Genomic DNA, 24006 nt, shown 5'->3' with positions numbered 1-24006 from the left:
GCCACAGATAAGCTCCTGAATATGGCGAAAATTGCCCGTAAGAATGGCTTTTCCCGCCCAATTGATGAATAGGATTTTAAATATAATCAAAATGCCGCGTTAACCCGCGCTTTTTCCCTTCCCGCGATCTCTCGGCGTCGAAGGCGGGGCAATCGTAAATTAACCCGCGCGCCCTACAGTTGCTCGTCAACATGGGGGTTCATTTTGTTATCCAGGCTCAGCGACAGCAAGCAGTTGCGGCGCGTGTTGAAGAATAGCCGCGTCTCGTTTCTGGTTTCGTCGCTTGTCGCCCTGGTCGTCATCATGGTCGGCTTCGGCCTCGACCAAGCCAATACTGCGTCTCATGTGCGCGAACTTCATATCCGCACCGAAAACGAGACAAACCTCATCCGCGCCCGGGTCATGGCCGAGATCAATATGGACCTCAGCGTCGTCCGCGACCTGACGAACCTGATCTCCGTCAGCGCGGCAAACGGAGAGGAGATGGAACGCCAGATCAACTGGCTGCTGATCCAGAACCCGTCTTTCATCCATATCGCCGTCGCGCCTGATTTCATCATCCGTGACATCCACCCAGCGCAATCCGGCAATGAGCGGATCGGCCGCGACGTGCGCGAGGAGCTCTTCTTTCGCCAGGCGATGACCGGCGCGGCCGGCAACCAGTCGGCGCGCTTCTACGGCCCGATCAGCACCGACGGCCGGGACGCCTTTGCCATCTTCTTCCCGGTTTACGTCAAGGAGAATGGCCAGCGGCGGATCTGGGGGGCGGTCCAAGTCGCCATCGACCAGACAATGTTCTACCAGGCGACCGGGCTGATGCCGGCGCGCGACCGCGAGAACCGGGAACGCTATCCGCATCTCGGCCATCTTTCGATCGCAATCCGCGATATCGGCGCGCCGACCGCCGCCAAGGCTCCTCCCCCGGCGCCGTTCTTCGGGTCCTCCGATATCGACGGCAAGGATCCGATGCGCCAAAAGATCGGTTTTGCCGGCGGCAAGTGGGAGCTTGCCGCTGTGCCGAACAGCGGCTGGAACGCGATACCCGAAAACCGCACCGAGTTGCGCCTGATCATCGTTGCCGCCGGCTTCATCATCATCGTGCCGATCTTCTTTGCGACCATGCTGCTCGGCGAGCGCAATCGCAACATCAACGCGCTGGAGACGCGCGAGGCAAAACTGCTGGAACTGTCGCAGCGGCTCAACCTGGCGCTGGAATCCTCCAATATCGGCATCTGGGAGCTGCAGGATGATTCAAACAGCCTGCACTGGGACGCGCGCGCCGCGGCCCTGCACGGCAAACCGGCGCAAGAAGGAAGCCGGGCGCTCGACGAATGGCTGGCGGCAATCCTGCCCGAGGACCGCGACACCGCCGAAGTACATTTCTTCAGCTGCAGCATTGCGGGTGCCGCCTGCACGGCGCAGTACCGCATCCTGCTCGGCGACGGCGGCATCCGCCACCTGCGCTCGGTCGGCTCCTTCTATACGGATGCCGGCGGCGTCAGCAAGACGATCGGCATTGTCTGGGACGTGACCGCAGATGCGGAGATCACCGACACGCTGCGCAAGGCCAAGGATATGAGTGAGGTCAAGAATGCCGAGCTGGAATTGGCGCTTGAAGAGCTCTCGAGTCGTGAGGGGCAGCTCGCCGAGCTTTCCAGCCGGCTCGACCTGGCGCTCGATTCCTATCAGTGCGGCATATGGGAAGCGCGGCCGGGCCTCGGCGGTTCGATCTGGAACGAGCGGATGCACGAGCTCTATGGGCTTACGCCGCGCAACGGCTTCATGACCGAAGAGACCTGGCTTGGCTGCATCCACCCCGAGGATCGGGCCTTAGCGCTTGAAAGCGCACGCCACTTCAAGCGCAACGGCGATACGCACACCCTCGTCTGCCGCGTGCTCGTCGACGACGGCTCGGTGCGCTATGTGCGCTCGGTCGGCAAGGTGCACCAGACGGGGACTAGCGAGATGAAGATCATGGGCATCGCCTTCGACGCCACCGAAGACGTGCTGATGACGATCCGGCTGAATGCCGCCAAGGACGAAGCGGTCGCCAAGAATATCGAACTCGAGCTTGCCAAGAACAGGATCGAGCACAATTCGCTTCACGACCCGCTGACCGCACTCGCCAACCGCCGCAAGCTCGACATCGCGCTCGAAAATCTGACCCAGGACGGCCGTCAGCAGCGGCAGAAATTCTCGATCCTGCATATCGACCTCGACCGCTTCAAGGACATTAACGACACGCTTGGCCATGCCGCCGGCGATGCGATGCTGGTGCACGCCTCGAAGGTGCTCGCCAAGAACGTCCGCGGCAGCGATATCGTCGCGCGCATCGGTGGCGACGAATTCGTCATCCTTGCCCTCGATGTCGACGATAAGGAGATGGCGCAGCTTTCGACCCGGATCATCGAGGAGATGCGCCAGCCCATCGATTTCCAGGGCTTCTCCTGCCGCTGCGGCGTGTCGATCGGCATTGCGCTTGCCAACGGCATCCATGTCGATGCGCGCAAGGTGCTGATCAATGCCGATATCGCGCTCTACCGCGCAAAAAGCATGGGCCGCAACCGCTTCGAATTCTTCAATCACAATCTCCAGGCCGATATCATCAACACCAAGCGCACCGCCGACGAGATCCTCGCCGGCATCGACAATGGCGAATTCACCGCCTGGTACCAGCCGCAATTCTGCGCCCGGACGATGGAGCTGACGGGCGTCGAGGCGCTGGTGCGCTGGAACCACCCGTCCAAGGGGTGGCTCGCCCCCGACAAGTTCCTGCGCATCGCCGACGAGATCAATGTCGTGCAGATGCTCGACCGGATCGTGCTGGAAACGGCGCTGCGCGACAAGGTGCGCTGGACGGCGCGCGGCATTGTGGTGCCCAAGGTCTCGGTCAATGTTTCGGCGCGGCGGCTGCATGACGGCAGCCTGTTGGAATCGCTCGCCGATCTGCATATCCGTCCGGGTGAGATCTCCTTCGAACTGGTGGAATCGATCTTCCTCGACGAGAGCGAGGACGTCGTCTCGCAGAATCTCGAACGCATCAAGGCGCTCGGCATCGATATCGAGATCGACGATTTCGGCACCGGCCATACCTCGATCGTCAGCCTGTTGAAGCTGAAGCCGAAGCGGCTGAAGATCGACCGCCAGCTGGTGCAGCCGATCGTCAATGCCTCGCAGGAGCGGGCGCTGGTCAGCTCGATCATCGAGATCGCCCGCTCGCTCGGCGTCGAAACCGTGGCCGAAGGGGTGGAGACGGCAGCCCATGCCGCACTGCTGCGCGATCTCGGCTGCGATATCCTGCAGGGCTACGCCTTCTCGCGGCCGCTCTCCTTCGACGATTTCACCAACGAGGCGACCGGGACGGGGTGGCGGCTGGCGTCCTGATCACCGCGTGCCGATCGGCCGCGCCCTCACCCCTCCCCGCCTGCGCAGAGAGAATGGCGGCAAGATGGGTCGCCCATCCCCGGCAACGAACGGAAACAGCATTTCCTGAGCTGCCGGTTTGGCGCAAAGAAAGACTTTTGCCTCGGCGGTTTTTTGGCCTATGAGTGTCGCGCCTTTTCAAGCAATGGCGCGGCCGGCAGCGATCGGCTTCGGCGCGCCACCGGTCGGAACACATGTCGCACAATACATTCGGTCACCTCTTCCGCGTAACCACCTGGGGCGAAAGCCATGGTCCGGCGCTCGGCTGCGTCGTCGACGGCTGCCCTCCGGGGCTCAGCTTCAAGCTCGAGGACCTGCAGGTCTGGCTCGACAAGCGCAAGCCCGGGCAATCCCGCTTCGTGACGCAGCGGCGCGAGGACGATCTGGTGAAGGTACTATCAGGCGTCATGCTCAACGCCGACGCCGAGACGATGACGACCACCGGCACGCCGATCTCGATGCTGATCGAAAACACCGACCAGCGCTCCAAGGATTACGGCGAGATTGCCCGGCAATATCGCCCCGGCCACGCCGATTATACCTATGACCTCAAATACGGCATTCGCGACTATCGCGGTGGCGGCCGCTCCTCGGCGCGCGAGACCGCCGCCCGGGTTGCCGCCGGCGGCATCGCCCGCCTTGTCGTGCCCGGCGTCACCGTGCGCGGCGCGCTGGTGCAGATCGGCAAACACAAGATCGACCGCCGCAACTGGGACTGGGATCAAATCGGGCAGAACCCGTTCTTCTCGCCCGATGCCGCGATCGTCCCGGTCTGGGAGGAATATCTCGACGGCATCCGCAAGAACGGCTCCTCGATCGGCGCGGTCATCGAAGTGATCGCCGAAGGTGTGCCGGCCGGCCTCGGCGCGCCGATCTATGCCAAGCTCGACCAGGATATCGCCTCGCTGCTGATGTCGATCAATGCCGTCAAGGGCGTCGAGATCGGCAATGGTTTTGCCGCCGCCGAAACCTCAGGCGAAGACAATGCCGACGAGATGCGCATGGGCAATGACGGCACGCCGATCTTCCTTTCCAACAATGCCGGCGGTATTCTCGGCGGCATCTCCACCGGGCAGCCGGTGGTGGCGCGTTTTGCCGTCAAGCCGACCTCCTCGATCCTGACCGAGCGCCAGTCGATCGATGCGGAGGGCAAGAATGTCGATATCCGTACCAAGGGCCGGCACGACCCCTGCGTCGGCATCCGCGCCGTGCCGATCGGCGAGGCGATGGTCGCCTGCGCCATCGCCGACCATTATCTTCGCGACCGCGGCCAGACCGGCCGTCTGAAATAGGAGCGCTCGCCCATGTCTTATGACCAGAAGCGCGTCGTCGACGCCATCCGGGCCTTCGAGGCCGGCGAGATCGTCGTCGTCATGGACGACAATGACCGTGAGAACGAAGGCGACCTGATCGTCGCCGCCGTGCATTGCACGCCGGAAAAGATGGCCTTCATCGTGCGCCACACCTCCGGCATCGTCTGCGCGCCGATGCCGAAGGAAGAGGCCAAACGCCTCAACCTCAACGCCATGGTGGCGGAAAACGATTCGGCCCATACGACGGCCTTCACCGTCTCGGTCGATTTCAAGCACGGCACGACGACCGGCATCTCGGCCGACGACCGGACACTGACGGTGCGCAACCTCGCCAATCCGAATGTCGGCGCTTCCGACTTCGTCCGTCCCGGCCACATCTTCCCGCTGGTTTCCCGCGAAGGCGGGGTGCTGATGCGCTCCGGCCATACCGAAGCCGCCGTCGACCTCTGCAAGCTTGCCGGCCTGCCGCTGATCGGCGTCATCTCCGAGCTGGTCAACGACGACGGCACGGTGACGCGCGGCCCTCAGGTGGTCGACTTCGCCGCACAGCACGGGCTGAAGCTCGTCTCCGTCGCCGATCTCATCGCCTACCGCCAGCGCAAGGAAACGCTGATCGAACTCGGCACCAGCTTCGACATCGAGACGCCGTTCGGCAAGGCGAAGGCCCATACCTATTCCCTGCCCTGGGATCCGATGCAGCATCTCGCCGTCGTCTTCGGCGACATCCGCGACGGCGTCGACATCCCTGTTCGCCTGCATCCGGAGAACGTCGCCGAGGATCTCTTCGGCAAGAACAGCCCCGTCGATTTCTACATGCAGAAAATTGCCGAGCAGGGCCGCGGCGTCATCGTCTATCTGCGCGAAGGCTCGGTCGGCGTCGGCCATCACGACAACGGCCGCAAGGCCCGCAACCAGGGCCGCGAAGCCCATGCCGAAGCCCAGACGCGCGACAGCGAATGGCTGGAAATCGGCCTCGGCGCCCAGATCCTCAAGGATCTCGGCGTCAGCTCGATCAAGCTGCTCACCAGCCGCGAGCGGCACTATGTCGGCCTGGAAGGTTTCGGCATCAAGATCAGCACGACGGAGATCTGCTGAAGGAGCTTAGCGGCTGCCGCCAGGCGATATTCATACGCAATTTTTACGACCCGGAGATATTATTCTGGGCAAACAAAATTACTTATAATCTGCCCAGAAAGAACGATGGAGCATGCAAAAGCAACCAACGCTGAAACAGCCACGCTCACGGAAAACCGATTCCTCACCAAAAGAAAAATACATAAGTAGGCAACACAAAACGATACTATTGCCGTGAAATGCCTGATGAAGTGCATCTCAACATCATTATAACAAACGCCGTCGCCGAGAAAATCACCATTTAATACTAAATAATATTGAGTAAAATAATTATACACGAAAAATATAATAAACAATATTGGATATACTAATATAATACACGCATTTAAAAAGCGTCTGCTTTGCAATTTTTTCTCCTTGGCTTTGATTATCTTACATTGTTCGAGATTGATCGCAAGCGCCGCAACCAGAGCATGCAATTATGTCGCCTAGTGCAGTCATGTTGTCCAAAAAATCATGGGAACGTCGAAGCCTGATTAGGCGAGGATCTTGGTCAATGTTCTCCAGCTCCGCCATGGCTTAGGGCCGGGATTGATAACTACTGCTGAGTATTTGGCACTTGGTGAGATGAAGATATCTCTCAGCGTGGAAAAGACCGAGCGGCAGGATATGACTCGGATTTGAACCGTGGTGCGCTAGAGGAAAATCATGCTCTCCACCCCTCCAGAAACACGACCTTCTCCACACCCGCAAACCGCGCCAGCCGGTCGAGCTCCGCTTCCAGCCTCTCCAGCCGGCCTGCCGAAGGCTTGACGCCCGGCTCAAGCCAGAGCCGTTTGACGTCGAGCGTCGACTTCTTCCGGTCCGCCTTCATGTCGATGCGGCCGATCAGCCTGTCGCCTTCGAGCAGCGGGAAGACGTAATAGCCATATTCGCGCTTCGGCTCGGGCACGAAGACTTCAATGCGGTAGAAGAAGCCGAACAGGCGTTCGGTGCGATTGCGGTCGCGGATCATCGGGTCGAAGGGGCTGAGCACGCGAATGCGGGGCGGAGCATCGGGATAGCTGTCGAGCGTCGAGAGGAAATCGGCAAAAGCCCAGGATGGGCGCGCCTTGCCGCCAAGCGCCGGTTCGATCAGCACTTCGATCAGTTCGTCGCGATGGGCTGATACCCAGGCCTTGGCTTCATCGGGCGAGACGAGGTTCCAAAAGGCTGCGATCTCGCCATGGGTAGCAAAGCCGAGGCGGGCAAGCGCGCTGCGGCAGGCCCAGTCGACAAACTCCTCGCGGCTCACCTCGGGCTCGCGGAATTCGGCCGGAATGACCCGCTCGGTGAGATCATAGATCTTCTGGAAATTCGAGCGGCCTGCGATGGCGAGCTTGCCGGTGTGCCAGAAATATTCCAGCGCCGTCTTGTTCGGATGCCAGTTCCACCAGCCGCCGGAAACGTGGCCATCGGCCTTGACGTCGCGCGCCAGCATCGCGCCGTCGCGACGCACGCGCTCGTAGGTCTCCTCGAAAGCCGCCTCGAAGCCTTCGCCGCGCCACTTGCGCCAACGCTCGATCAAGACCTTCTCCTGATGGCGGAACTTGTGCTTCCAATAAACGAAGAAGGCGCTCGGCAAGATCGAGGCATCGTGCGTCCAGTGCTCGAACAACGCGCGTTCCTTTTCGAGCAGCGCCTTCAGATGTTCGCGCCTATAGGTCTGATTGCGGGAAAACAGGATCTGATGATGCGCCCGCTCCACCGTCTGGATGCTGTCCACCTGGACGAAACCCAGTTCATGGATGAGCTGCAGCAGGCCGGCCTTGGTCAAGGCGCGGTTCGGCGGGGCGCTGAGGCCCTGTTTGGCAAGGAAGACACGGCGGGCGGCGGAATTGGAAAGCAGATTCGTCATGGCCACATCATAATCCGGAAAATCTTCCTAGCCACCCGATATCGACAGCGCACTTTGCTCTTTCATCACCCTCGATTACCCGTATAGAAGCGGGATCGCATGGATGCGAGGGATTGGTTTGGATATTCGTTTCGAAGGCGCCGGAGTCAGTTTCGGGGCACGGGTGGCGCTGCAGCCGCTGACGCTTGGCATCAGTGGAAAACGCATCGGCGTCATCGGGCTGAACGGCTCGGGCAAGACGACTTTCGCCCGGCTGATCAATGGATTGGCCAAGCCGTCGGTCGGCCGCGTCACCGTCAACGGCCGCGACACGAGCGACGACAAGACTGCGGCGGCCGATGTCGGCTTCATCTTCCAGTCGCCGCAGAACCAGATCATCCTGCCGATCGTCAAAGACGACATCGCGTTCGGGCTGAAGCGGCGCGGCTTCACCAAGGCAGAGATCGAGGCGAAGGTCGAGGGCGTGCTGGCCCGCTTCGGCGCCGAGGCGCTGGCCGATCGCCGCGCGCACGAGCTTTCCGGCGGCGAGTTGCAGGTGGCGGCCCTTTGCTCGGTGCTGGCAACGGGGCCTGGCATTCTCATCCTCGACGAGCCGACCAACCAGCTCGACCTCAAGAACCGGGCGCTGGTCGAAGGGATTATCGCCGGACTGCCGGAAAGCGCCATCATCATCACGCATGATCTGGAACTGATCGCCGGTTTCGAGCGAGTGCTGCTGTTTCATGAAGGGCGGCTTGCCGCCGATGCGCCGGCCGCCGAAGCGATCGCCCGCTACAAGGAGATCGCCGCCTGATGCAATCGCTCTATGTCGAAGGCAACAGCGTGATGCACCGGCTTTCGCCGCGGGTAAAGCTGTTGTCGCTGACGATCTTCGGCGTGGTGCTGTTCATCAGCGGGAACCTGGTTCTGCTCTCGATCGCCGTGCTGCTGACGGCGGCTCTCTACCGGATGGTCGGCCTGCCGTTTGCGGATGGGCTCAGGCGGCTGCGGCCGATCTTCCTGACGATCGCGGTCGTCGCACTCTTCAACCTCATCTTCAATCCCTGGCAGGAAGCACTCGTGCCCCTGCTGCGGCTGACGGCACTGATGCTGCTTGCCGCTACCGTGACGGCGACGACGTCGATCGCTGAGTTTATCGACGAGGTGACCGCGCTTGCCCGCCCGCTCGAACGCACCGGCTGGGTGCAGGCCGACGATATCGGCCTGGCGCTCGGGCTGGTGCTGCGCTTCGTGCCGGAGATTGTCGGCCGTTATCAGGCGATCCGCGAGGCGCATAGGGCACGCGGCCTGAAGATCCGGCCGACGACGCTGCTTGCGCCGCTGATCATCCTGACCCTTAAGGATGCGGATAATATCGCCGCAGCGATTGACGCGCGGGGCATTCGGTGGCATGTGAGTTAACGATTGATAAATACGGAATTGATGATGATGAGCACCCGCGACCTCGTTCTTACCGCCCTCTTCGCCGCGATCATCGTGGCGCTCGGCCTGCTGCCGCCGATCTCGCTCGGCTTCATTCCAGTGCCGATCACGGCGCAATCCCTCGGCGTCATGATGGCCGGCGTCGTGCTCGGCGCCCGGCGCGGCGCGATTGCCGTGCTGATCGTGCTGGTGTTGGTGGCGATCGGCCTGCCGGTGCTTTCCGGCGGCCGCGGCGGGCTTGCGATCTTCGCGTCGCCAACGGCCGGCTTCCTGATCGGCTGGATCTTTGCCGCCTTCGTCACCGGCTATCTCAGCGAGCGGCTGGTCAACGATCAGCAAGCCGCCCTGGTGCAGACGGTGAGCTTCTTCCTCACCGCCATGGTCGGCGGCATCGTCGTGCTCTACGCCTTTGGGATCACCTATCTCGCCACCGTCGCCGGTCTCGGCTTCACGAAAGCCTTCGTCGGCTCGATGGCTTTCATTCCCGGCGATGTGATCAAGGCTTTCGTCGCAGCCCTGCTCGGCCGCGCCGTCATGGTCGGCTATCCCCTGCTGCCGTCGCGGGCCTGACGCAGAGGTCGATCTTGTCTGGCGAATGCCCCAACGGCCCCTTCGAGAGCCGTTGGGCTTAAAGACATAGAACTTATGCGAAAGCCTCACCAGGCGCGCCGCCCGGTCCGATGAACGGGAACTTCCGAACCTTCTTTTCATTTTTCCGCAACGAATATCCGTGAAGGAGAAATCATGCGAGGCGACCAGCAGGAGGAGGTGGCTGCCTGGTTCCGGTCGCTGGAGCCCGTCCAGCCAAAGGACATGGTCGGCCTTTGGAGCGGCGTTGGTATTCCGTCGGGTCATCCACTGGACGGCGTGCTCGAGAATCTCAACTGGTTTGGCAAGCGCTTCCATTCCGACATGCGGGCGGACGCCCTGCTCTTCAAGTGGAGACCGGGCCGGCTCGTTCCGATCGAGCCAAGTTTCTTCCCTGTTCGGCTGGCGATCAAGATGGCGCCCTTTGGCCGGACGTTCGTCGCCCGCCATTGGTTCTCGTACCTGCAGAAGATGCTTCGAGCGAGAGGCACGACAGCTTCATTGAAGCTTCAGGCTCTCGACGGCGTCAAAACGGCTGCGATGGTCTACGACAAACAGCCGATCGTGGACTACTTCCACAGGATTGACGATGACGGGATTGCCGGGATGATGTGCGTGCACGACGACCCTCGGCGATTCTTCTTCAAGCTGCAGGAAGTGATGGGCTGAGACATGTCGCAAACGGCAGGGCGGTTGCCTTCTGGAATATCATGTCACACATCCATCGAACCCGTTGGCTGGCCGATCTTTCCTCAATCCAAGGCAGCCGGAACATGCTATGAGAGGAAAGAGGGCGAGATGACCGTCATCGATCGAAATCATGTTCAAATCCGGGGCGATGGCCAGCGTGCGATGATCTTTTCGCATGGATTCGGCTGCGACCAGAATATGTGGCGCTTCGTGGCACCGGCCTTCGAAGGCGACTTCAAGACAGTGCTGTTCGATCATGTTGGCGCGGGACGATCCGATCTCGCGGCTTATGATGCCCAGAAGTATTCGTCATTGGCAGGTTATGCCGATGACCTCGTGGAAATTTGCCGCGCGCTCGGCCTGACGCAAACGGTCTTCGTCGGCCACTCCGTCAGCGCGATGATCGGCGTCATCGCGTCGCTGCAAGCACCGGAACTGTTTGAAAGCCTGGTCCTTGTCGGGCCGTCGCCGCGCTATATCAATGACGATGACTATACCGGCGGCTTCAGCGCGGCAGATATAGACGAACTGCTGACGTCGTTGGACGACAACCACATGGGGTGGTCTGCCGCCATGGCGCCCGTCATCATGGGCAATCCCGATCGACCGGAACTCAGCGAAGAGCTGACAAATAGCTTCTGCCGCACCGATCCTGAGATCGCCAAGGCGTTCGCACGGGTGACATTCACGTCGGACAATCGCAGCGATCTTCCGCGCGTCACCGCCAGAACGCTGATCCTTCAGTGCCGTAATGATGTCATCGCTTCCGAAGAGGTCGGCGAATTCGTCCATCGGCAGGTCCCAAACAGCCAATTGGTGGTGCTGAATGCGAGTGGCCACTGCCCTAACCTCAGCGCTCCCGACGAGGTCATATCGGCAATCCGGCGGTTCGTCCGATGACCGATGCCAATATGCAGGTCGCCATGCCGGCGGAAGACCTCGAGGACTTGTACGAAAACGCGCCATGCGGCTATCTTTCGCTGCAGCCGGATGGGCGCATCGTCAAGGTCAACAGAACGCTGTCGACCTGGATCGGCATCCCTGCCGAGCAACTCCTCGGCAAACGACTTCATGACCTGCTCAACGCCTCGGGCCGGATATTCTACGAGACCCATTTTGCGCCTTTGCTGCGCATGCAAGGGTTCTTCAACGAGGTTGCCCTCGACCTTGTCACAGTAGAAGGCAAAAAGCTGCCCGTGCTCGCCAACGCGATGGAAAGACGGGCGCAAGACGGTGCCCTGCTTTTCACCCGTGTGACGATGTTCCAGGCTGCCGAGCGTCGCCGTTATGAACGGGAACTGGTCGAGGCGCGCGCCGCGGCGGATGCTGCCGGCGCCACGATCAAAGCCAAACTTGCCTTCGAACAGCAAACCGCCGAATTGCGGGAAGAGTTCATTGCTGTTCTCGGCCACGACCTGCGCAACCCGCTTGCCTCGATTTCAGCCGCTGCGCGCATTCTGCGAAAAGAAAAGCAGACCGATCGCGCGATTAAAGTTCTCGACTTGATGCAGGGCAGCGTCGTTCGCATGTCCGCCCTGATCGACAACGTCCTCGACTTCGCGCGCGGACGATTGGGTGGCGGCATCACACTCGAGAGGCGGTCGGAGCATGTCGAGCCGCTCTTGCGGCAGGTCATCGAAGAACTCCGCTTCAGTCATCTCGACCGCGGGATTGAGGTGACGATTGAATTCGACGGGCCGATAAACTGCGACAGCGGGCGGATCGGCCAGTTGGTGTCCAATCTTCTGGGAAATGCCCTGACCCATGGCACACCGGACGAACCCGTGCGGCTATCGGCGGCAACTGTCGACGGAAAGCTGGAGCTTTGGATCGCCAATGGCGGCGCTCCGATTTCCAGCGAGGCGATGACAGGGCTTTTTCAGCCTTTCTTCAAAGGTGAAGCCGGCACAAGTCAAAGAGGATTGGGGCTGGGTCTGCACATCGCCTCGGAAATTGCCCGCGCCCATGGCGGGACGATCACGGTTAGTTCCGATGACAAGGAGACGCGCTTCACCTTTGTGATGCCCTTGGATTGACCGGGGCACAGCCGCGCCGGAATCCGGGCAACAAAAAACCGCCTTGAGGCGGTCGGGCATTCTATCGATTTCAGTTTGATTTAGTCTCCTCCTCCACCATCTCCGCCACCGCCGTCACAGTCGCCTGAGGCATCGAACCAGCCTCCACCTCCATCGCCGGAGCTTCCTGAACTGCCCGACCTACGCTTGGTGTTTGCGGTGGTCTGGGCAGTGCGCCCTCGTGCTGCCCCGGTGATCAGGGCAAACAGGACAAAGCCTGCGATGAGCATGGTAGTCATAAGAAATATACTCAATCAGTCTCCTTCGTTTGTTTCAGGAAATCTTGTTTCCTGATTAAAATAGTAGATTATTTTCGCTCTGCCGGAAATAGCCTGAATATGAAACTTTCATGACATTCTGGATCACGTCAAGCGTGGGCTGTTGCATCAGCGGGCAAGGACCGCATTCACCGAATCGTCCTTCGACTGATCGATTGAGAACATGGAAGGCCGTTCGATGTGCGTTTCGCGCTCCCTCGCGCTTTCCATCGCCGCGATCCACGCCGAGGGCGGCACGGTCGACAAATTCATCGGCGACGCTGTGATGGCGATCTGGAATGGCCCCGAACGACGAGCCCGATCACGCGTCGTGTGCCTGCCGTGCCGCGGCCGCGATCCTTAACGCGATGCATGCCATCCCGCCGCTCGCGCCCCAGCATGACGCAGTGCGGGTCAGGATCGGCATCAACAGCGGGACGGCACTCGTCGACAATATCGGCTCGGCCGAACGCCTGAGCTACACGGCGATTGGCGATGCCGTAAACCTCGCAAGCCGCCTGGTCGGCGTCGCCAAAGACAAAGGCGTTGAAATCGTGTTGAGTGGCGAGACGTGGGAACGGGCCGACAGGCGGCTCGATGCCCGCTCGCTGGGAGAGACGGTGGTGCGCGGCAAATCGCAACCGGTGCCGATCTTTACCCTGGACCGGAAATCGCCCCCAATTTGAGGGAGGAAGGATCATGGAAAGTGCATCTTCCCTTATTGGCCTACTCGCCTGGCTGCAGGTCAAGCATTTCGCCGCCGACTATCTCTTGCAGTCGACCTGGATTCTGCGGGGCAAGGGCGACATCCGCCATCCCGGCGGCTATATCCATGCAGCGATCCACGTCGCAGGCACCCTTCCGGGATTGTTTTTGTTCGGGCTGGATGGCGTGACGGTCGCGGTCTTGGCGCTAGCCGAATTTCTAATTCACTTCATCATCGATCACTTAAAGGCCGTTCACTCGCGCCGCCATCCGGCTGCCGTGACAACCCGTCCTTACTGGGCCGCGCACGGAGCCGATCAGTTGTTGCATCACTTGACCTACACTGGGATTTTGGCTGCTGCGATGTGAGAAGATAGGCGTTTGATTGATCCTGCAGATCATGCGAATGCCGCTGTTAGCGCGATCGGGAAGAGGATGACTGCCCTCTCCTACCGTCTCCAAGCAGGCTCGAAACCTCGTCGTTCAAGCCGCCGCTCGTTGCGGAAAAAGGACGGCTTGTGGAGCGGCCTTGACCCCGCCAACGATCAAGGGGTCCCGATAGAGGCGAGGAGACGGTATTCCCAGCCTGGAATGCAGCGTTGCGGCCGAGCTTGGCAGGAACGGCAGGAGGCAGCGGGCAACGACCGCAAGGCCGTAGACCTGCTCGGCCAGGGAAGCGCCGAGGCGCGCAGTGGTCGCCTGCCGATCCTCCGGCGTGAGATCGGCAAGCAGGGCTTTCGCATCCGCCCATGGCGCGCCTTGTGTAAACCGCCTGTTCGCCGCGCCGATAAACGCAAAAATATCGGCGAGGCCGACATGGAGCTCGTAGGCATCGAAGGCTTCAGCCACCTTCCCCGGAAGACGGGCAGCCTCATCTACGAACGCGCTGTCCGGCACGGGCGGAACGAAACCGCCGAATGACGTGGACAGAAGCGCAAGCACCCGGTTGGCGAGATTTCCGAGCTGCCCGGCGAGCTCGCCCGACCAAGCGGCTTCGAGACGCTCGGCCGAGAAGTCGCCATCGTCTGCCGAGCGTATATGCCGGAGCAGGTAATAGCGCAGTGCATCCGGCGTTGCGTAGGATTGGATGATGCGTTCCGGATCGATGCCGTTGCCAGCCGACTTGCCGATCTTCCTGCCGTCCACCGTGACGTAACCGTGCACGAGGATCGAGGATGGCGGCGGCAGGCCTGCCGACAAGAGGATGGCCGGCCAGTAGATGGCGTGGAACTTGGAAATGCCCTTACCGACGACGTGGATGCGTTGGCCGCCGTTCCAATAGCGCGGCAAGAGGGTTTCATCGAAGCCGTGGCCGAGACCTGTGAGATAGTTTGCCAAAGCATCGAACCAGACATAGACCACCTCATCTCCATCGGGCACGGGAACACCCCAGCCTCGCGCCCGCTCCGCACTGCGCGACACGCTGATGTCGGTCAGGCCACGCCGCAGCAGGGCAAGGATTTCGTTGCGCCGATGAGCCGGGACGATCCGAAGCTCGCCGGTCTCGACCAGCTCGATGAGCCGGTCGCCGTAACGGGAGAGACGGAAGAACCAGTTCTCCTCGCGGATGGTCTCAAGGGCGATGCCGTGTTCCGGGCACCGCCCTTCATCGAGTTCCGACGGCTCGTAGAATTGCTCGCAGCCGACGCAATAGAGACCCTCATATGCCTTGCGATAAAGGTCGCCCTTGCTAGCGCATGCCCTCCACAAGGCGTGGACGCAGGCGATGTGCCTCGGATCGCGGGAGGTGCGGACGAATTCCTCGTTGGAGATATCGAGCAGGCCGCCAAGGCGCTCGAACCTGTCCGCGTTCGCATTGACGAAGTCCTTGACCTCCACTCCCGCGGCTTCCGCCGACCGGACATTCTTCAGGCTGTTGTCGTCGGTTCCGCACTGGAACCTGATGTCGTGGCCGAGAAGCCGGAAATGGCGGGCATAGGCGTCGGCCTGGATCAGCTCGAGGGCAAAGCCCACATGCGGCGCGGCATTCACATAGGGGATCGAGGTGGTGATGTAGATCTTGTTCATCGGTGTTTCCTTTCGAAGGCTGTTATTGCCCGCGAGACGGATCGACCCATGAAAAGACCGCCTCGAGGGCGGTCGCTGGTGCATTCTGGACGCACGAAACCCGCCACGCTATGAGCGCGACATCATCATCACGAAAGTGCTGATCAGGGTGTTGTCCATGCGATTTTCTAGCATCGCGGGCCGTTTCGAACAAGCGCGCTCTTCGATCTGGATGCACTGGCGCCGCGGGCATGGCCTGCGGCGGAAAGCGATGATTCCAGGGCAGCCCGCCGTCACACCAGCCCGGACACGACAAACACCAACCAGGCGACGATCGGGCCGATGATCGCGATCAAGGCGCTGTAGACCAGCAGCTGTCGCAGCACCTGCTCTCGCCAGTCGTCCGGCGCATTGGCGACGACAAGAGCGCCATTGGTGGAAAACGGGCTGGTATCGACTATCGTCGTCGAGATCGCGATCGCCGCGACCACACCGATGGCGCTGACGTGTCCTTGCAAGAGGAACGGAACGGCAAGCGGGATGATCGCGCCGAGCAGCGCGGTCGAGGAGGCAAAGGCCGAGACGATGGCGCCGGTAAAGCAAAGCAGGAGCGCCACCAGCAGCGGCATGCCGAGACTGGATATGCCGTTCGCCACGTAGTCGACCGTGCCGGCCTTCTCCATGACGCCGACATAGGTGATGATGCCTGATATCAGCAGCACGGTCGACCAGCTGACCTTGTCGATCGCTGCCTTCTGAGTCTTCGGTGACAAGAGCGCCAGTGCGACGGCGACGGTCATGGCGACGAGGCCGACGTTGAACTTGAAGACCAGGGCGCCGATGCCGAGCGCCGTCAGGCCGATCAAGGTGGTAATTCTCTCATTGTTCAGGCGCAACGACGTCGCGGTATCAGCCGCCGTACCATAGGCATGCTCCCTGATCGGTTTTGCCGGCGTGCCGCCGTGACCTCTGATCGACTCCGATACGCCCTCGGGATGGAGTTCGGGCAAGGGGCCAAGTGATGCGGGATCTTGCTTCATCACCCTGGCGCCGCCGAAAACGAAGAAGACCAGCACCGCAATCGCCAGGTTGAAGAAGAAGCTGGAGAGAAACAGCGAGGTCGGCGCGAAAGGCAGGCCGGCCTTCGCAACGATCTGGTTGGTGATACCGCCATAGATGCTGATCGGCGAAAAGCCGCCGGCCTGGGCGCCGTGGATCACCATCAGGCCCATCATGACCGGGTGGATGCGGTATTGCACGGCAAAGCTCAACGCGACGGGTGCGAGAATGGCGACCGCGGCAGGCCCAAGCGCACCGAAACCGGTAATGATGACGGCGACCATGAACATCACCCAGGGAATCAAGCCGATCCGCCCGCGCACCAGGCGGACGGCACATTCGACGAGCCAGTCGATCGTGCCGTTGATCTGCGCTATGGCGAAGAGATAGGTGACGGCGACGAGCGTCAGGAACAGATCACTCGGAAAGCCGGCGAAAATATCGCTGGTTTTCATCCCGATGATCATCGAGCCGAGCACGAAGGCACCGGCAAAGGCGAGCGCACCCATGTTGATCGGCTGGATCGTCGCAATGATGAACATCGCGACCAGCAGGCCTATGGCCAATAGTTCAATACCCATGATTCCCCTCCCTCCGACGCCTCCAGCGCCGTAGTTGCTGTTTTAAGATCGATGCTGGATGTCGACGCACCCTCCTCCCAGAGGGCGCGGTCGCCTTACCTCCTGGTGTAAAGATCGGCGTATTGCTGCCGCAGGATATTCTTCTGAACCTTACCCATCGTGTTGCGCGGCAGGTCGTCGGCGAAGATGATGCGCTTGGGTTGTTTGTAGCGGGCGAGACGGTCCTGGAGGGCGCTGACGATGGTCTTTTCATCGAGGACAGCGCCGGGCTTGCACACGACGACGGCCGTTACGCCTTCTCCGAAATCGGGATGCGGCACACCGATCACAGCGCTCTCAACCACACCCTCGATCTGATCGATCTCGCCTTCGACCTCTTTCGGATAGATGTTGTATCCACCCGAAATCACCAGGTCCTTGCCGCGACCGACGATGTGGACGTAGCCTTCCCGGTCGATCTTGCCGAGATCGCCGCTGATGAAGAAACCGTCGGCGGTGAATTCGGCCGCGGTCTTTTCCGGCATGCGCCAATAACCCTTGAAGACGTTCGGTCCCTTGATCTCGATCATGCCCGTTTCTTCAAGCGGCAGCACGAGCCCGGTGGCGGGATCGGTGACGCGCACCGTGACATCAGGCAGCGGGAAACCGACCGTTCCGGCAATCCGTTTGCCCTCATAGGGGTTGGACGTATTCATATTGGTTTCCGTCATGCCGTAGCGCTCGAGAATGGCGTGACCGGTGCGGGCCTGGAACTCGGTATGGGTTTCGGCAAGCAGGGGAGCCGAACCGGAGATGAAAAGGCGGATGCTGGCGACCGCTTGCTCGTCGAGGCGCGGGCTTTGCAGGAGGCGCACGTAGAAGGTCGGCACGCCCATCAGCATCGTTGCCTCAGGCATCAGCGACAGGATCTCCTCCGGATCGAACTTCGACAGCAGGAACATCGAGGCGCCGGCGAGCAGCGTGACGTTCGTGGCGACAAACAGCCCATGCGTGTGGAAGATCGGCAAGGCATGGATCAGCCGATCGTCGGCGGTGACGCGCCAATAGTCTCGCAAGGTCAGGGCGTTCGAGAGCAGGTTCCCATGCGTGAGCATCGCCCCCTTGGAGCGTCCGGTCGTTCCCGACGTGTAGAGGATCGCAGCCAGATCATCCGCGGAACGCGAGGCATCGACAAAGTCGGCCGGCTCATCGCGGGCGAGATCCAGCAACGAGCCGCTGCCGTCGGCATCGAGCGTTTCGACGATCGCGCCGTGAGGCTTGGAGATTTTCTCCACGCCCTCTCTCGCAGCCGACGCGACAACCACCAAACGCGGCTCCGCATCGCCGATAAAATAATCGAGCTCAGCCAGCGTATAGGCGGTGTTGAGCGGCAGGTAGACGGCGCCGGTTCGAAGGCAGGCGAGATAGAGGATCAGTGCCTCGGCACTTTTCTCGACTTGCACCGCCACCCGGTCGCCGGGGCGAATGCCGAGCGTGTCCATCGCGCCGGCAATACGGCCGGAAAGAGCGAAAGCGTCATCATAGGTCCATGTGCGCTTGCTATCGATCCGGATGAACGGTGCGTCACCGGGCGCAGCCGTCCGCATGGCGTCGAAAAGATGGTTGCTCACTTTCGCCCTCCAAGCGTTGAGTTCATGATCTGTGCGAATGGCCGGGAGCCTTGCTGGCCATTGCCGCCGCGGCGGACTTCGTCGTTCTGGTTGAGCAAGCTCTTGACGGCAGGCGAGGCAATCACCTCGCCGCGCTGCGCCAGGGCCTCGTGGTTGGCCACGATATCGTCGAGCTTGTAGAGGTAGTTGACCATCAGGCCGTGTGCCTGCTGCATCGCCTTGGTCGAGCGGTCGCCAAGAAAATTCAGTCTTTCCAGTCGAGCGCCGTTGCCGAGATGGAAGCGGGCGACAGGATCGATGGGGCGGCCCTCCGGCGTCCGTTCGGTCAGGAAATAGCCCGCGGCAAGAGGCAGCAACACGCGCTCCACTTCGCTCGCCGTATTCTCGTTGTCAGGCCAGCTCGGATCATCCAGCAAGGTCATTTTTTCGAGGACCGCTTCCGGCAGCAACCGGTCGGCGGCCGGGGCACGCGCCTTGGCAAGCCAGCGGGCAAAGCCTGGAACGGGCGACAGCGTGACGAAATTCTTGAGGCCGGGCAGGTCCCGGCGCAGGTCTTCCACGACCTGCTTGATCAGGAAGTTGCCGAACGAGATGCCGCGCAAGCCATCCTGGCAGTTGGAAATCGAATAGAAGACAGCCGTCGTCGCCTCGTCGGCATTGATCTGCTCCCTGCCCTCGACCAGCACATCTCCGATCGCGCCGGGCACGGATCGTGTCAGCGCCACCTCGACAAACACGAGCGGCTCGTCGGCCAATCGGGGGTGGAAGAAGGCAAAGCATCGACGGTCGGCCGGTGCCAAACGACTGCGCAACTCCTCCCAGCCGGCGATCTCGTGCACGGCCTCGTATTTGATGATCTTTTCAAGGATGTAGGCCGGCGTCGACCAGTCGATGGGGCGCAGCGTGAGAAAGCCGCGATTGAACCAGGAGCCGAACAGATGCGTGAAGTCGGCGTCAAGCGCGTGATATCCTGCGGATTGGTCTTTGGAAGCAAGCAGCTGCTCACGCATCCGGACAAGCTTGGCGGTGCCGTTCGGCGCGTGATTCAATCGGCGCAGAAGCTCCTGTCGCCGCGGCTCGGCTGCCTGGTGGAGCGCGATGATCGCGGCAGAGCTTTTGTCGGTGCGGTAATTTTCAATCGCCTGGTCGAGCTTGGCCGTGTCAGGCCCGAACTTTTCATGCAGCATATCGAGGAATGCCCGCGAGCCCTCGCTCTTGAGCGCGCCCCAGCGATCGAGTATCTCGGCCGCAAGTGCCATGCCCGAGGCTTCGCCCCGGCTCGACAGCAGCATTTCACAGAGTGTGTGGAGATCGGCCTTGGCTGCGACCTGCGTGGCGCGGGAGCCGGAAAACAGAAGCTGGCGTCCGCGATCCGTGATGCTCTGCAGCATGTCGGTGAAGAAGGAAGCCTCAGACATGCCATTCTCCTCTCTTCTGGGTGCGGACCGTTTTGACGGCTGCTTCCCATCGTCGGGTTTCACCGGTAGTATGTAGAATGCCACTCTTCGTACACGAGGTCAATGATCGTGTATACAAGAAGTGCTATTATGTATGAGGAATTGAGACGAATGTCCGAGAATGTCGGCCGATGGCTTCGGGATGAGATTGAAAATTCCATTCTTTCCAATGAGTTCTCCCCCGGTGAGCGACTCGACGAAATGGTGCTTGCGACGCGTTTCGGGGTCTCCCGCACGCCGGTGCGCGAGGCGCTGATGCAGCTCGATGCGATCGGCCTCATCGAAATTCGACCGCGCAGAGGCGCAATCGTCATCGATCCGGGGCCGCACCGCGTCTACGAGATGTTCGAGGTGATGGCCGAATTGGAGGGCCTGGCCGGGTCGCTCGCCGCACGACGGCTGGACAAGGCTTCCCGGGAAGCGATCACGGCCACCCACAGCCGCTGCGAGCAATCAGCCGCGGCCGGTGACAGCGATGCCTATTATTACGACAATGAGGAATTCCATAAGGCCATCTATGCAGCCGGCCGAAGCGAATTCCTCGAGGAGCAATGTGTGCAATTGCACCGCCGCCTGCGGCCTTATCGCCGCCTCCAGCTGCGCGTGCGCAACCGCCTGTCGACCTCCTTCTCAGAACATAGCGCCATCGTCGATGCGATCTTTGCCGGAAATGGAGATGAAGCCCGCCGTCTGCTGCGGACGCATGTCGGCATTCAGGGAGAGAGGTTCAGCGATCTGGTAGCCAGCATGGCGGCGAGATGATTGGACGGCGTGACCGAGCTCAGGCGGCAGGAAAGCCCCACACCCGCGCGATGGAAGCCGTTATCCGATACGCGCGGGTCTCCATCAGGAAAAATTCTCCAGCACGGCCAGGAATGTGTGCCGGTCGCCCTGCCCTTCGGTCAGGCGCACGCGACCCTCGATGTCGGCGAGATGGTGGTCCATCAGCTGTTGCGCCTTGGCGAGGTTTTTCTCCTTTAGGGCGGCAACGATCATGCGATGGTGGTCCGCGCCGCAGTCGTCCTTGCGGTCCTCTTCGTACAAGGACATGACGAGCGAAAGCCGGGCGACGATCTTGGCGAGCACTTCGGTCAGCACCGGGTTGCCGGCGATTTCGGCAAGCACGATGTGGAACTTGCCGGACAGGACCGTCTTCGACTTTTCGTCACCGTGGTGGTGGATGTGCTCTTCTTCATCCGTCAGCTTCTGCAGCGCATCCAGCTGCTCCAGCGTGACGCGGGCGATCACCAGTTCGAGCAGCAGGCCCTCGATCTTCCGGCGCGCCTCGAAAAGGCTCTTCGCCTGCTCGACGCTCGGCTCGGCGACGAAGGTGCCGCGGTTTCTCTTCCGCTCCAGCAGATGGTCGCTTTCAAGCACGCCGAGCGCCCCGCGCACCACCGTTCGGCTGACACCGAAATGCTCGGCGATCGCTTCCTCCAGGATCTTGGTGCCGGGCTTGAGTGCCCCTTCGCCGATGGCGGCGGCCAGCGTGGAGCGGATGCGTTCCGAAACATCGTCATTGGTATCGGTGCTTTCCACCGGCCCATTGGCCGCTGTCATCACTTTGGCACTCTGACGGCGCATCTTTCTCATTGCAGTCTCCAAATTGCCTCTGGCGGCCCGGCGTGGATTCGATCGATCACCAGATATCCAAGCGCCATACTTTTTTCCATAAGAATATTCTTGCGTAAATAATTCCGGCACCAGCATTTCGACAGCCGGTGCCGATGGAAAAAGCTGGCACCGCCTCGGGACTCAAGCCGCTTTCTGCTTCTTTTCCGGCACCGACAGGGCAATGCCCTTTTCGGCGCAAACCATCTCGACATGACGAGCCGATTGCTGGATGAAAGCGATTGCCTCGTCGAAACCGTAGGATTGCACCTCATAGGTCGGATAGCCGTAGCAACTGCTCTCATAGGCCTCCCAGTCGAGAACAGCCCCGGAGGCGACCCGCTTCTCATAGGCATCCACCATCGCCATATAGGCCGCAAGCTCATCCGCCGTCAGGTCGGGGTGGCCGGCGCGCCAGATAGGATCGTCGATCTCGATGCACTGGCGCGGATTGGCCTTGCGGGGCTTGTCGGCGACAGACTGGGCAACCTCCAGCGACAGGTTCAGCCTCGGGTTAGCCTCCGCAAGAATGGGGAGGATCGCAGCAAAATCGACGATGCCGCCGCCAACGGGTCTGGTCTGGAAATCGAGACCACCTGGAGCGCGCCCGACATAGGCATCCTTGATATGGGTCTGGCGGATATAGGGAGCCAGGCGCTTGGCGGCGAAGACCGGATGCTCGCCCCGCTGCAGTCCGTTGGCCGTGTCGAAGACGACGCCGACGCAATCGGCGCCGACCTTCTCGATCAATCGCAGGATCTCGAAGGAGGTGATTTCGTCGTGCGTTTCGATATTCATGTGCGCGCCATTGGCGCGGGCGACGGGAGCGAGCTTGCGGAGGACCTTTTCGATCCCGAGCAGTTGCTCTTCCCAGGTCACATCGGTGCGGAAGCGGTCATTGGCCAGCCGGCCGCGATATTCGCTCTTGAAATTGCCCGGAGCAACCCAAAGCTCATGGCAGCCGATCGCGGCACTTGCCTCGATCATGCGCGTGAAACCGGCAATGATATCGCCGCCGCCGGCGGCCCGGAGCGCCGGTTCCTCGGCGCTGCAATAGGGATTGATCTTGCCGATGCCGCTTTCGAGATAGAGGCCAAGGTCGTCGGCCTTCGCCCTGATCTCGCGTAGCAGGCCGCTGTCGAGATCGGGGCTCATGTCCAGCGCCGTACTGAAGAAAATGCCTGCGAGCCCAAGTTCCTTGACGTGATCAAGGCTTGCCAGAGGCCCCCGCTTCTTTGCCTCGGGCAGCTTTATGCTGTCGATTCCCAATTTCATGTCATGCTCCTCTGCTGTTTCCTGATGGGGCGCGCTGCACTGGCGACCCTTCGTTGTTGATCTCAATTCACATCGACGGATCCGCGATCACGCCCGTCCGGGAGCGCGAGGCTTCTCTACTGTCCGGCCTTTCGGAACGAGACTCTTTTCGAGATAGTGCTGGCCTATGGATGCGACACTCGTGATGGCGAGGTACCAGATCGAGGCGACGAACAGCAGTTCGATGACGAGGAAGTTCCGGGCGTAGATCGCCTGGGCCTGCGTCAGCAGATCCTGCATGCCGATGACCGAGACGATGGCGCTGGCCTTCAGCATGCCGATGGCCTGGTTCCCCGTCGGCGGCACGATGATACGCGTGGCCTGGGGCATGATGACGGTGAAAAAAGTCTGTGTCTTTTTCAGCCCGAGCGCCGTTGCCGCTTCGCGCTGGCCGCGATCGACCGCAATCAGGCCACCTCGGATGATCTCCGACATGTTCGCGGCTTCATGCAGCCCGAGTGCGAGGAAGCCGGCCAGGGCCGGCGTCACCAGATCGTTGATCGAAATGGTGAAGCTTCCCATCCCGACCTGCGGGATGAAGAGGGCGATATTGAACCAGAAGAAGATCTGGACGATGAGCGGCACGCCGCGAAACCACCAGACGAAGCTGGCGGCGATCACCTTGAGAACCGGGTTCTGGCTCGTCGCCATCAGCGCCAGCAGGCATCCGAGCACGATGCCGAACACCATGGCGCCTGCCGTCAGTTCAAGCGTCAGCAGCACGCCGCGCAGGATCGAAGGATCTACCAGATAGCGGGGGATCTCGGACCACTGGATGCTCTGGCTCCGCCCGACGACGAGCGCGAAGAAGGCCAGCGCTGAAATCGCGATGGCACCGGTTGCGATCTGCCCCCAACGCATCGGTCTTCCGACCGTTGGCGCAAGGGAGAGCGATATGGTTGACGCTTGAAACAGGGCCATCG

At 61.1% G+C, this 24006-nt stretch carries 20 protein-coding genes; 12 read left to right on the top strand and 8 right to left on the bottom strand.

The window, feature by feature from the left end:
* Positions 1-204 precede the first annotated feature (204 nt).
* The 3 genes from RlegSU303_RS03120 to ribB all read left to right on the top strand — a co-directional run bounded on the left by RlegSU303_RS03120 (position 205) and on the right by ribB (position 5831).
* Positions 205-3384 carry a bifunctional diguanylate cyclase/phosphodiesterase gene (locus RlegSU303_RS03120; RefSeq protein ID WP_131709922.1) on the top strand — a complete coding sequence of 1060 codons (3180 nt, stop codon included), beginning with the start codon at positions 205-207 and terminating at the stop codon, positions 3382-3384.
* A gap of 233 nt (positions 3385-3617) precedes the next feature.
* The gene (aroC, locus tag RlegSU303_RS03115) at positions 3618-4715 is read left to right on the top strand and encodes a chorismate synthase (RefSeq protein ID WP_231283449.1); all 1098 of its coding nucleotides are present in this window, start codon (positions 3618-3620) and stop codon (positions 4713-4715) included.
* A gap of 12 nt (positions 4716-4727) precedes the next feature.
* On the top strand, positions 4728-5831 hold the full coding sequence (ribB, locus tag RlegSU303_RS03110) for a 3,4-dihydroxy-2-butanone-4-phosphate synthase (RefSeq protein WP_129418160.1): 1104 nt from the start codon (positions 4728-4730) through the stop codon (positions 5829-5831).
* 685 nt (positions 5832-6516) lie between these two features.
* Here the strand turns inward: ribB and RlegSU303_RS03105 are convergent.
* The gene (locus RlegSU303_RS03105; protein ID WP_231283448.1) at positions 6517-7707 is read right to left on the bottom strand and encodes a winged helix-turn-helix domain-containing protein; all 1191 of its coding nucleotides are present in this window, start codon (positions 7705-7707) and stop codon (positions 6517-6519) included.
* Positions 7708-7825: 118 nt separating this feature from the next.
* Between RlegSU303_RS03105 and RlegSU303_RS03100 the strand changes: the two genes are divergently transcribed.
* The 8 genes from RlegSU303_RS03100 to RlegSU303_RS03065 all read left to right on the top strand — a co-directional run bounded on the left by RlegSU303_RS03100 (position 7826) and on the right by RlegSU303_RS03065 (position 13813).
* Complete coding sequence (locus tag RlegSU303_RS03100) at positions 7826-8500, top strand: energy-coupling factor ABC transporter ATP-binding protein (RefSeq protein ID WP_020485966.1); 675 nt, start codon at positions 7826-7828, stop codon at positions 8498-8500.
* Complete coding sequence (locus tag RlegSU303_RS03095) at positions 8500-9108, top strand: energy-coupling factor transporter transmembrane component T family protein (protein WP_231283447.1); 609 nt, start codon at positions 8500-8502, stop codon at positions 9106-9108. The genes RlegSU303_RS03100 and RlegSU303_RS03095 overlap by 1 nt, the downstream gene beginning before the upstream one ends.
* Before the next feature lie 27 nt (positions 9109-9135).
* Positions 9136-9699: a biotin transporter BioY gene (locus tag RlegSU303_RS03090; protein ID WP_094087669.1), complete on the top strand. Its 564-nt coding sequence runs from the start codon at positions 9136-9138 to the stop codon at positions 9697-9699.
* A gap of 174 nt (positions 9700-9873) precedes the next feature.
* Entirely contained in the window at positions 9874-10386 is a 513-nt protein-coding gene (locus RlegSU303_RS03085; RefSeq protein ID WP_222402889.1) for a GXWXG domain-containing protein, read from the top strand.
* Positions 10387-10515: 129 nt separating this feature from the next.
* The gene (locus tag RlegSU303_RS03080) at positions 10516-11307 is read left to right on the top strand and encodes an alpha/beta fold hydrolase (RefSeq protein WP_222372336.1); all 792 of its coding nucleotides are present in this window, start codon (positions 10516-10518) and stop codon (positions 11305-11307) included.
* On the top strand, positions 11304-12443 hold the full coding sequence (locus RlegSU303_RS03075) for a PAS domain-containing sensor histidine kinase (RefSeq protein WP_231283446.1): 1140 nt from the start codon (positions 11304-11306) through the stop codon (positions 12441-12443). Before RlegSU303_RS03080 ends, RlegSU303_RS03075 begins: the two co-directional genes overlap by 4 nt.
* Before the next feature lie 595 nt (positions 12444-13038).
* Positions 13039-13425, top strand: a complete 387-nt coding sequence (locus tag RlegSU303_RS03070; RefSeq protein ID WP_231283445.1) for an adenylate/guanylate cyclase domain-containing protein — start codon at positions 13039-13041, stop codon at positions 13423-13425.
* Positions 13426-13438: 13 nt separating this feature from the next.
* Complete coding sequence (locus RlegSU303_RS03065; RefSeq protein WP_017959238.1) at positions 13439-13813, top strand: DUF3307 domain-containing protein; 375 nt, start codon at positions 13439-13441, stop codon at positions 13811-13813.
* A gap of 114 nt (positions 13814-13927) precedes the next feature.
* Here RlegSU303_RS03065 and RlegSU303_RS03060 read toward each other — a convergent pair whose 3' ends face one another.
* The 4 genes from RlegSU303_RS03060 to RlegSU303_RS03045 form a co-directional block, all read right to left on the bottom strand.
* The gene (locus RlegSU303_RS03060) at positions 13928-15472 is read right to left on the bottom strand and encodes a methionine--tRNA ligase (RefSeq protein WP_231283444.1); all 1545 of its coding nucleotides are present in this window, start codon (positions 15470-15472) and stop codon (positions 13928-13930) included.
* 272 nt (positions 15473-15744) lie between these two features.
* Positions 15745-17091: an SLC13 family permease gene (locus RlegSU303_RS03055; RefSeq protein WP_231283443.1), complete on the bottom strand. Its 1347-nt coding sequence runs from the start codon at positions 17089-17091 to the stop codon at positions 15745-15747.
* A 95-nt stretch (positions 17092-17186) separates the two neighbouring features.
* On the bottom strand, positions 17187-18701 hold the full coding sequence (locus RlegSU303_RS03050; RefSeq protein WP_168280066.1) for a malonate--CoA ligase: 1515 nt from the start codon (positions 18699-18701) through the stop codon (positions 17187-17189).
* Positions 18698-20119: a malonyl-CoA decarboxylase gene (locus tag RlegSU303_RS03045; RefSeq protein ID WP_231283442.1), complete on the bottom strand. Its 1422-nt coding sequence runs from the start codon at positions 20117-20119 to the stop codon at positions 18698-18700. The genes RlegSU303_RS03050 and RlegSU303_RS03045 overlap by 4 nt, the downstream gene beginning before the upstream one ends.
* Positions 20120-20269: 150 nt before the next feature.
* Between RlegSU303_RS03045 and RlegSU303_RS03040 the strand changes: the two genes are divergently transcribed.
* Positions 20270-20920, top strand: a complete 651-nt coding sequence (locus tag RlegSU303_RS03040; RefSeq protein ID WP_026158550.1) for a GntR family transcriptional regulator — start codon at positions 20270-20272, stop codon at positions 20918-20920.
* Positions 20921-21004: 84 nt separating this feature from the next.
* Here RlegSU303_RS03040 and RlegSU303_RS03035 read toward each other — a convergent pair whose 3' ends face one another.
* The 3 genes from RlegSU303_RS03035 to RlegSU303_RS03025 all read right to left on the bottom strand — a co-directional run bounded on the left by RlegSU303_RS03035 (position 21005) and on the right by RlegSU303_RS03025 (position 24004).
* The gene (locus tag RlegSU303_RS03035) at positions 21005-21751 is read right to left on the bottom strand and encodes a GntR family transcriptional regulator (RefSeq protein WP_168276947.1); all 747 of its coding nucleotides are present in this window, start codon (positions 21749-21751) and stop codon (positions 21005-21007) included.
* Positions 21752-21913: 162 nt separating this feature from the next.
* Positions 21914-23044, bottom strand: coding sequence for a sugar phosphate isomerase/epimerase family protein (locus RlegSU303_RS03030; protein ID WP_131720523.1), 1131 nt, complete (start codon positions 23042-23044; stop codon positions 21914-21916).
* An 87-nt stretch (positions 23045-23131) separates the two neighbouring features.
* The gene (locus tag RlegSU303_RS03025) at positions 23132-24004 is read right to left on the bottom strand and encodes an amino acid ABC transporter permease (protein ID WP_231283441.1); all 873 of its coding nucleotides are present in this window, start codon (positions 24002-24004) and stop codon (positions 23132-23134) included.
* Positions 24005-24006 lie beyond the last annotated feature (2 nt).

Origin of the sequence: Rhizobium sp. SU303 (genome assembly GCF_021052345.1) — a bacterium.
Lineage (GTDB): Bacteria > Pseudomonadota > Alphaproteobacteria > Rhizobiales > Rhizobiaceae > Rhizobium > Rhizobium laguerreae.
Note: the sequence above shows the minus strand (reverse complement) of the source record. Positions and strands in the feature narration are given on the sequence as shown.

Bases quoted from the DNA above. Each gene is read 5' to 3' on its own strand.
- aroC (WP_231283449.1), top strand. From the start codon at position 3,618: ATGTCGCACAATACATTCGGTCACCTCTTCCGCGTAACCACCTGGGGC.
- ribB (WP_129418160.1), top strand. From the start codon at position 4,728: ATGTCTTATGACCAGAAGCGCGTCGTCGACGCCATCCGGGCCTTCGAG.
- RlegSU303_RS03105 (WP_231283448.1), bottom strand. From the start codon at position 7,707: ATGACGAATCTGCTTTCCAATTCCGCCGCCCGCCGTGTCTTCCTTGCC.
- RlegSU303_RS03095 (WP_231283447.1), top strand. From the start codon at position 8,500: ATGCAATCGCTCTATGTCGAAGGCAACAGCGTGATGCACCGGCTTTCG.
- RlegSU303_RS03090 (WP_094087669.1), top strand. From the start codon at position 9,136: ATGAGCACCCGCGACCTCGTTCTTACCGCCCTCTTCGCCGCGATCATC.
- RlegSU303_RS03085 (WP_222402889.1), top strand. From the start codon at position 9,874: ATGCGAGGCGACCAGCAGGAGGAGGTGGCTGCCTGGTTCCGGTCGCTG.
- RlegSU303_RS03080 (WP_222372336.1), top strand. From the start codon at position 10,516: ATGACCGTCATCGATCGAAATCATGTTCAAATCCGGGGCGATGGCCAG.
- RlegSU303_RS03075 (WP_231283446.1), top strand. From the start codon at position 11,304: ATGACCGATGCCAATATGCAGGTCGCCATGCCGGCGGAAGACCTCGAG.
- RlegSU303_RS03070 (WP_231283445.1), top strand. From the start codon at position 13,039: ATGGCCCCGAACGACGAGCCCGATCACGCGTCGTGTGCCTGCCGTGCC.
- RlegSU303_RS03065 (WP_017959238.1), top strand. From the start codon at position 13,439: ATGGAAAGTGCATCTTCCCTTATTGGCCTACTCGCCTGGCTGCAGGTC.
- RlegSU303_RS03060 (WP_231283444.1), bottom strand. From the start codon at position 15,472: ATGAACAAGATCTACATCACCACCTCGATCCCCTATGTGAATGCCGCG.
- RlegSU303_RS03055 (WP_231283443.1), bottom strand. From the start codon at position 17,091: ATGGGTATTGAACTATTGGCCATAGGCCTGCTGGTCGCGATGTTCATC.
- RlegSU303_RS03045 (WP_231283442.1), bottom strand. From the start codon at position 20,119: ATGTCTGAGGCTTCCTTCTTCACCGACATGCTGCAGAGCATCACGGAT.
- RlegSU303_RS03040 (WP_026158550.1), top strand. From the start codon at position 20,270: ATGTCCGAGAATGTCGGCCGATGGCTTCGGGATGAGATTGAAAATTCC.
- RlegSU303_RS03035 (WP_168276947.1), bottom strand. From the start codon at position 21,751: ATGAGAAAGATGCGCCGTCAGAGTGCCAAAGTGATGACAGCGGCCAAT.
- RlegSU303_RS03030 (WP_131720523.1), bottom strand. From the start codon at position 23,044: ATGAAATTGGGAATCGACAGCATAAAGCTGCCCGAGGCAAAGAAGCGG.
- RlegSU303_RS03025 (WP_231283441.1), bottom strand. From the start codon at position 24,004: ATGGCCCTGTTTCAAGCGTCAACCATATCGCTCTCCCTTGCGCCAACG.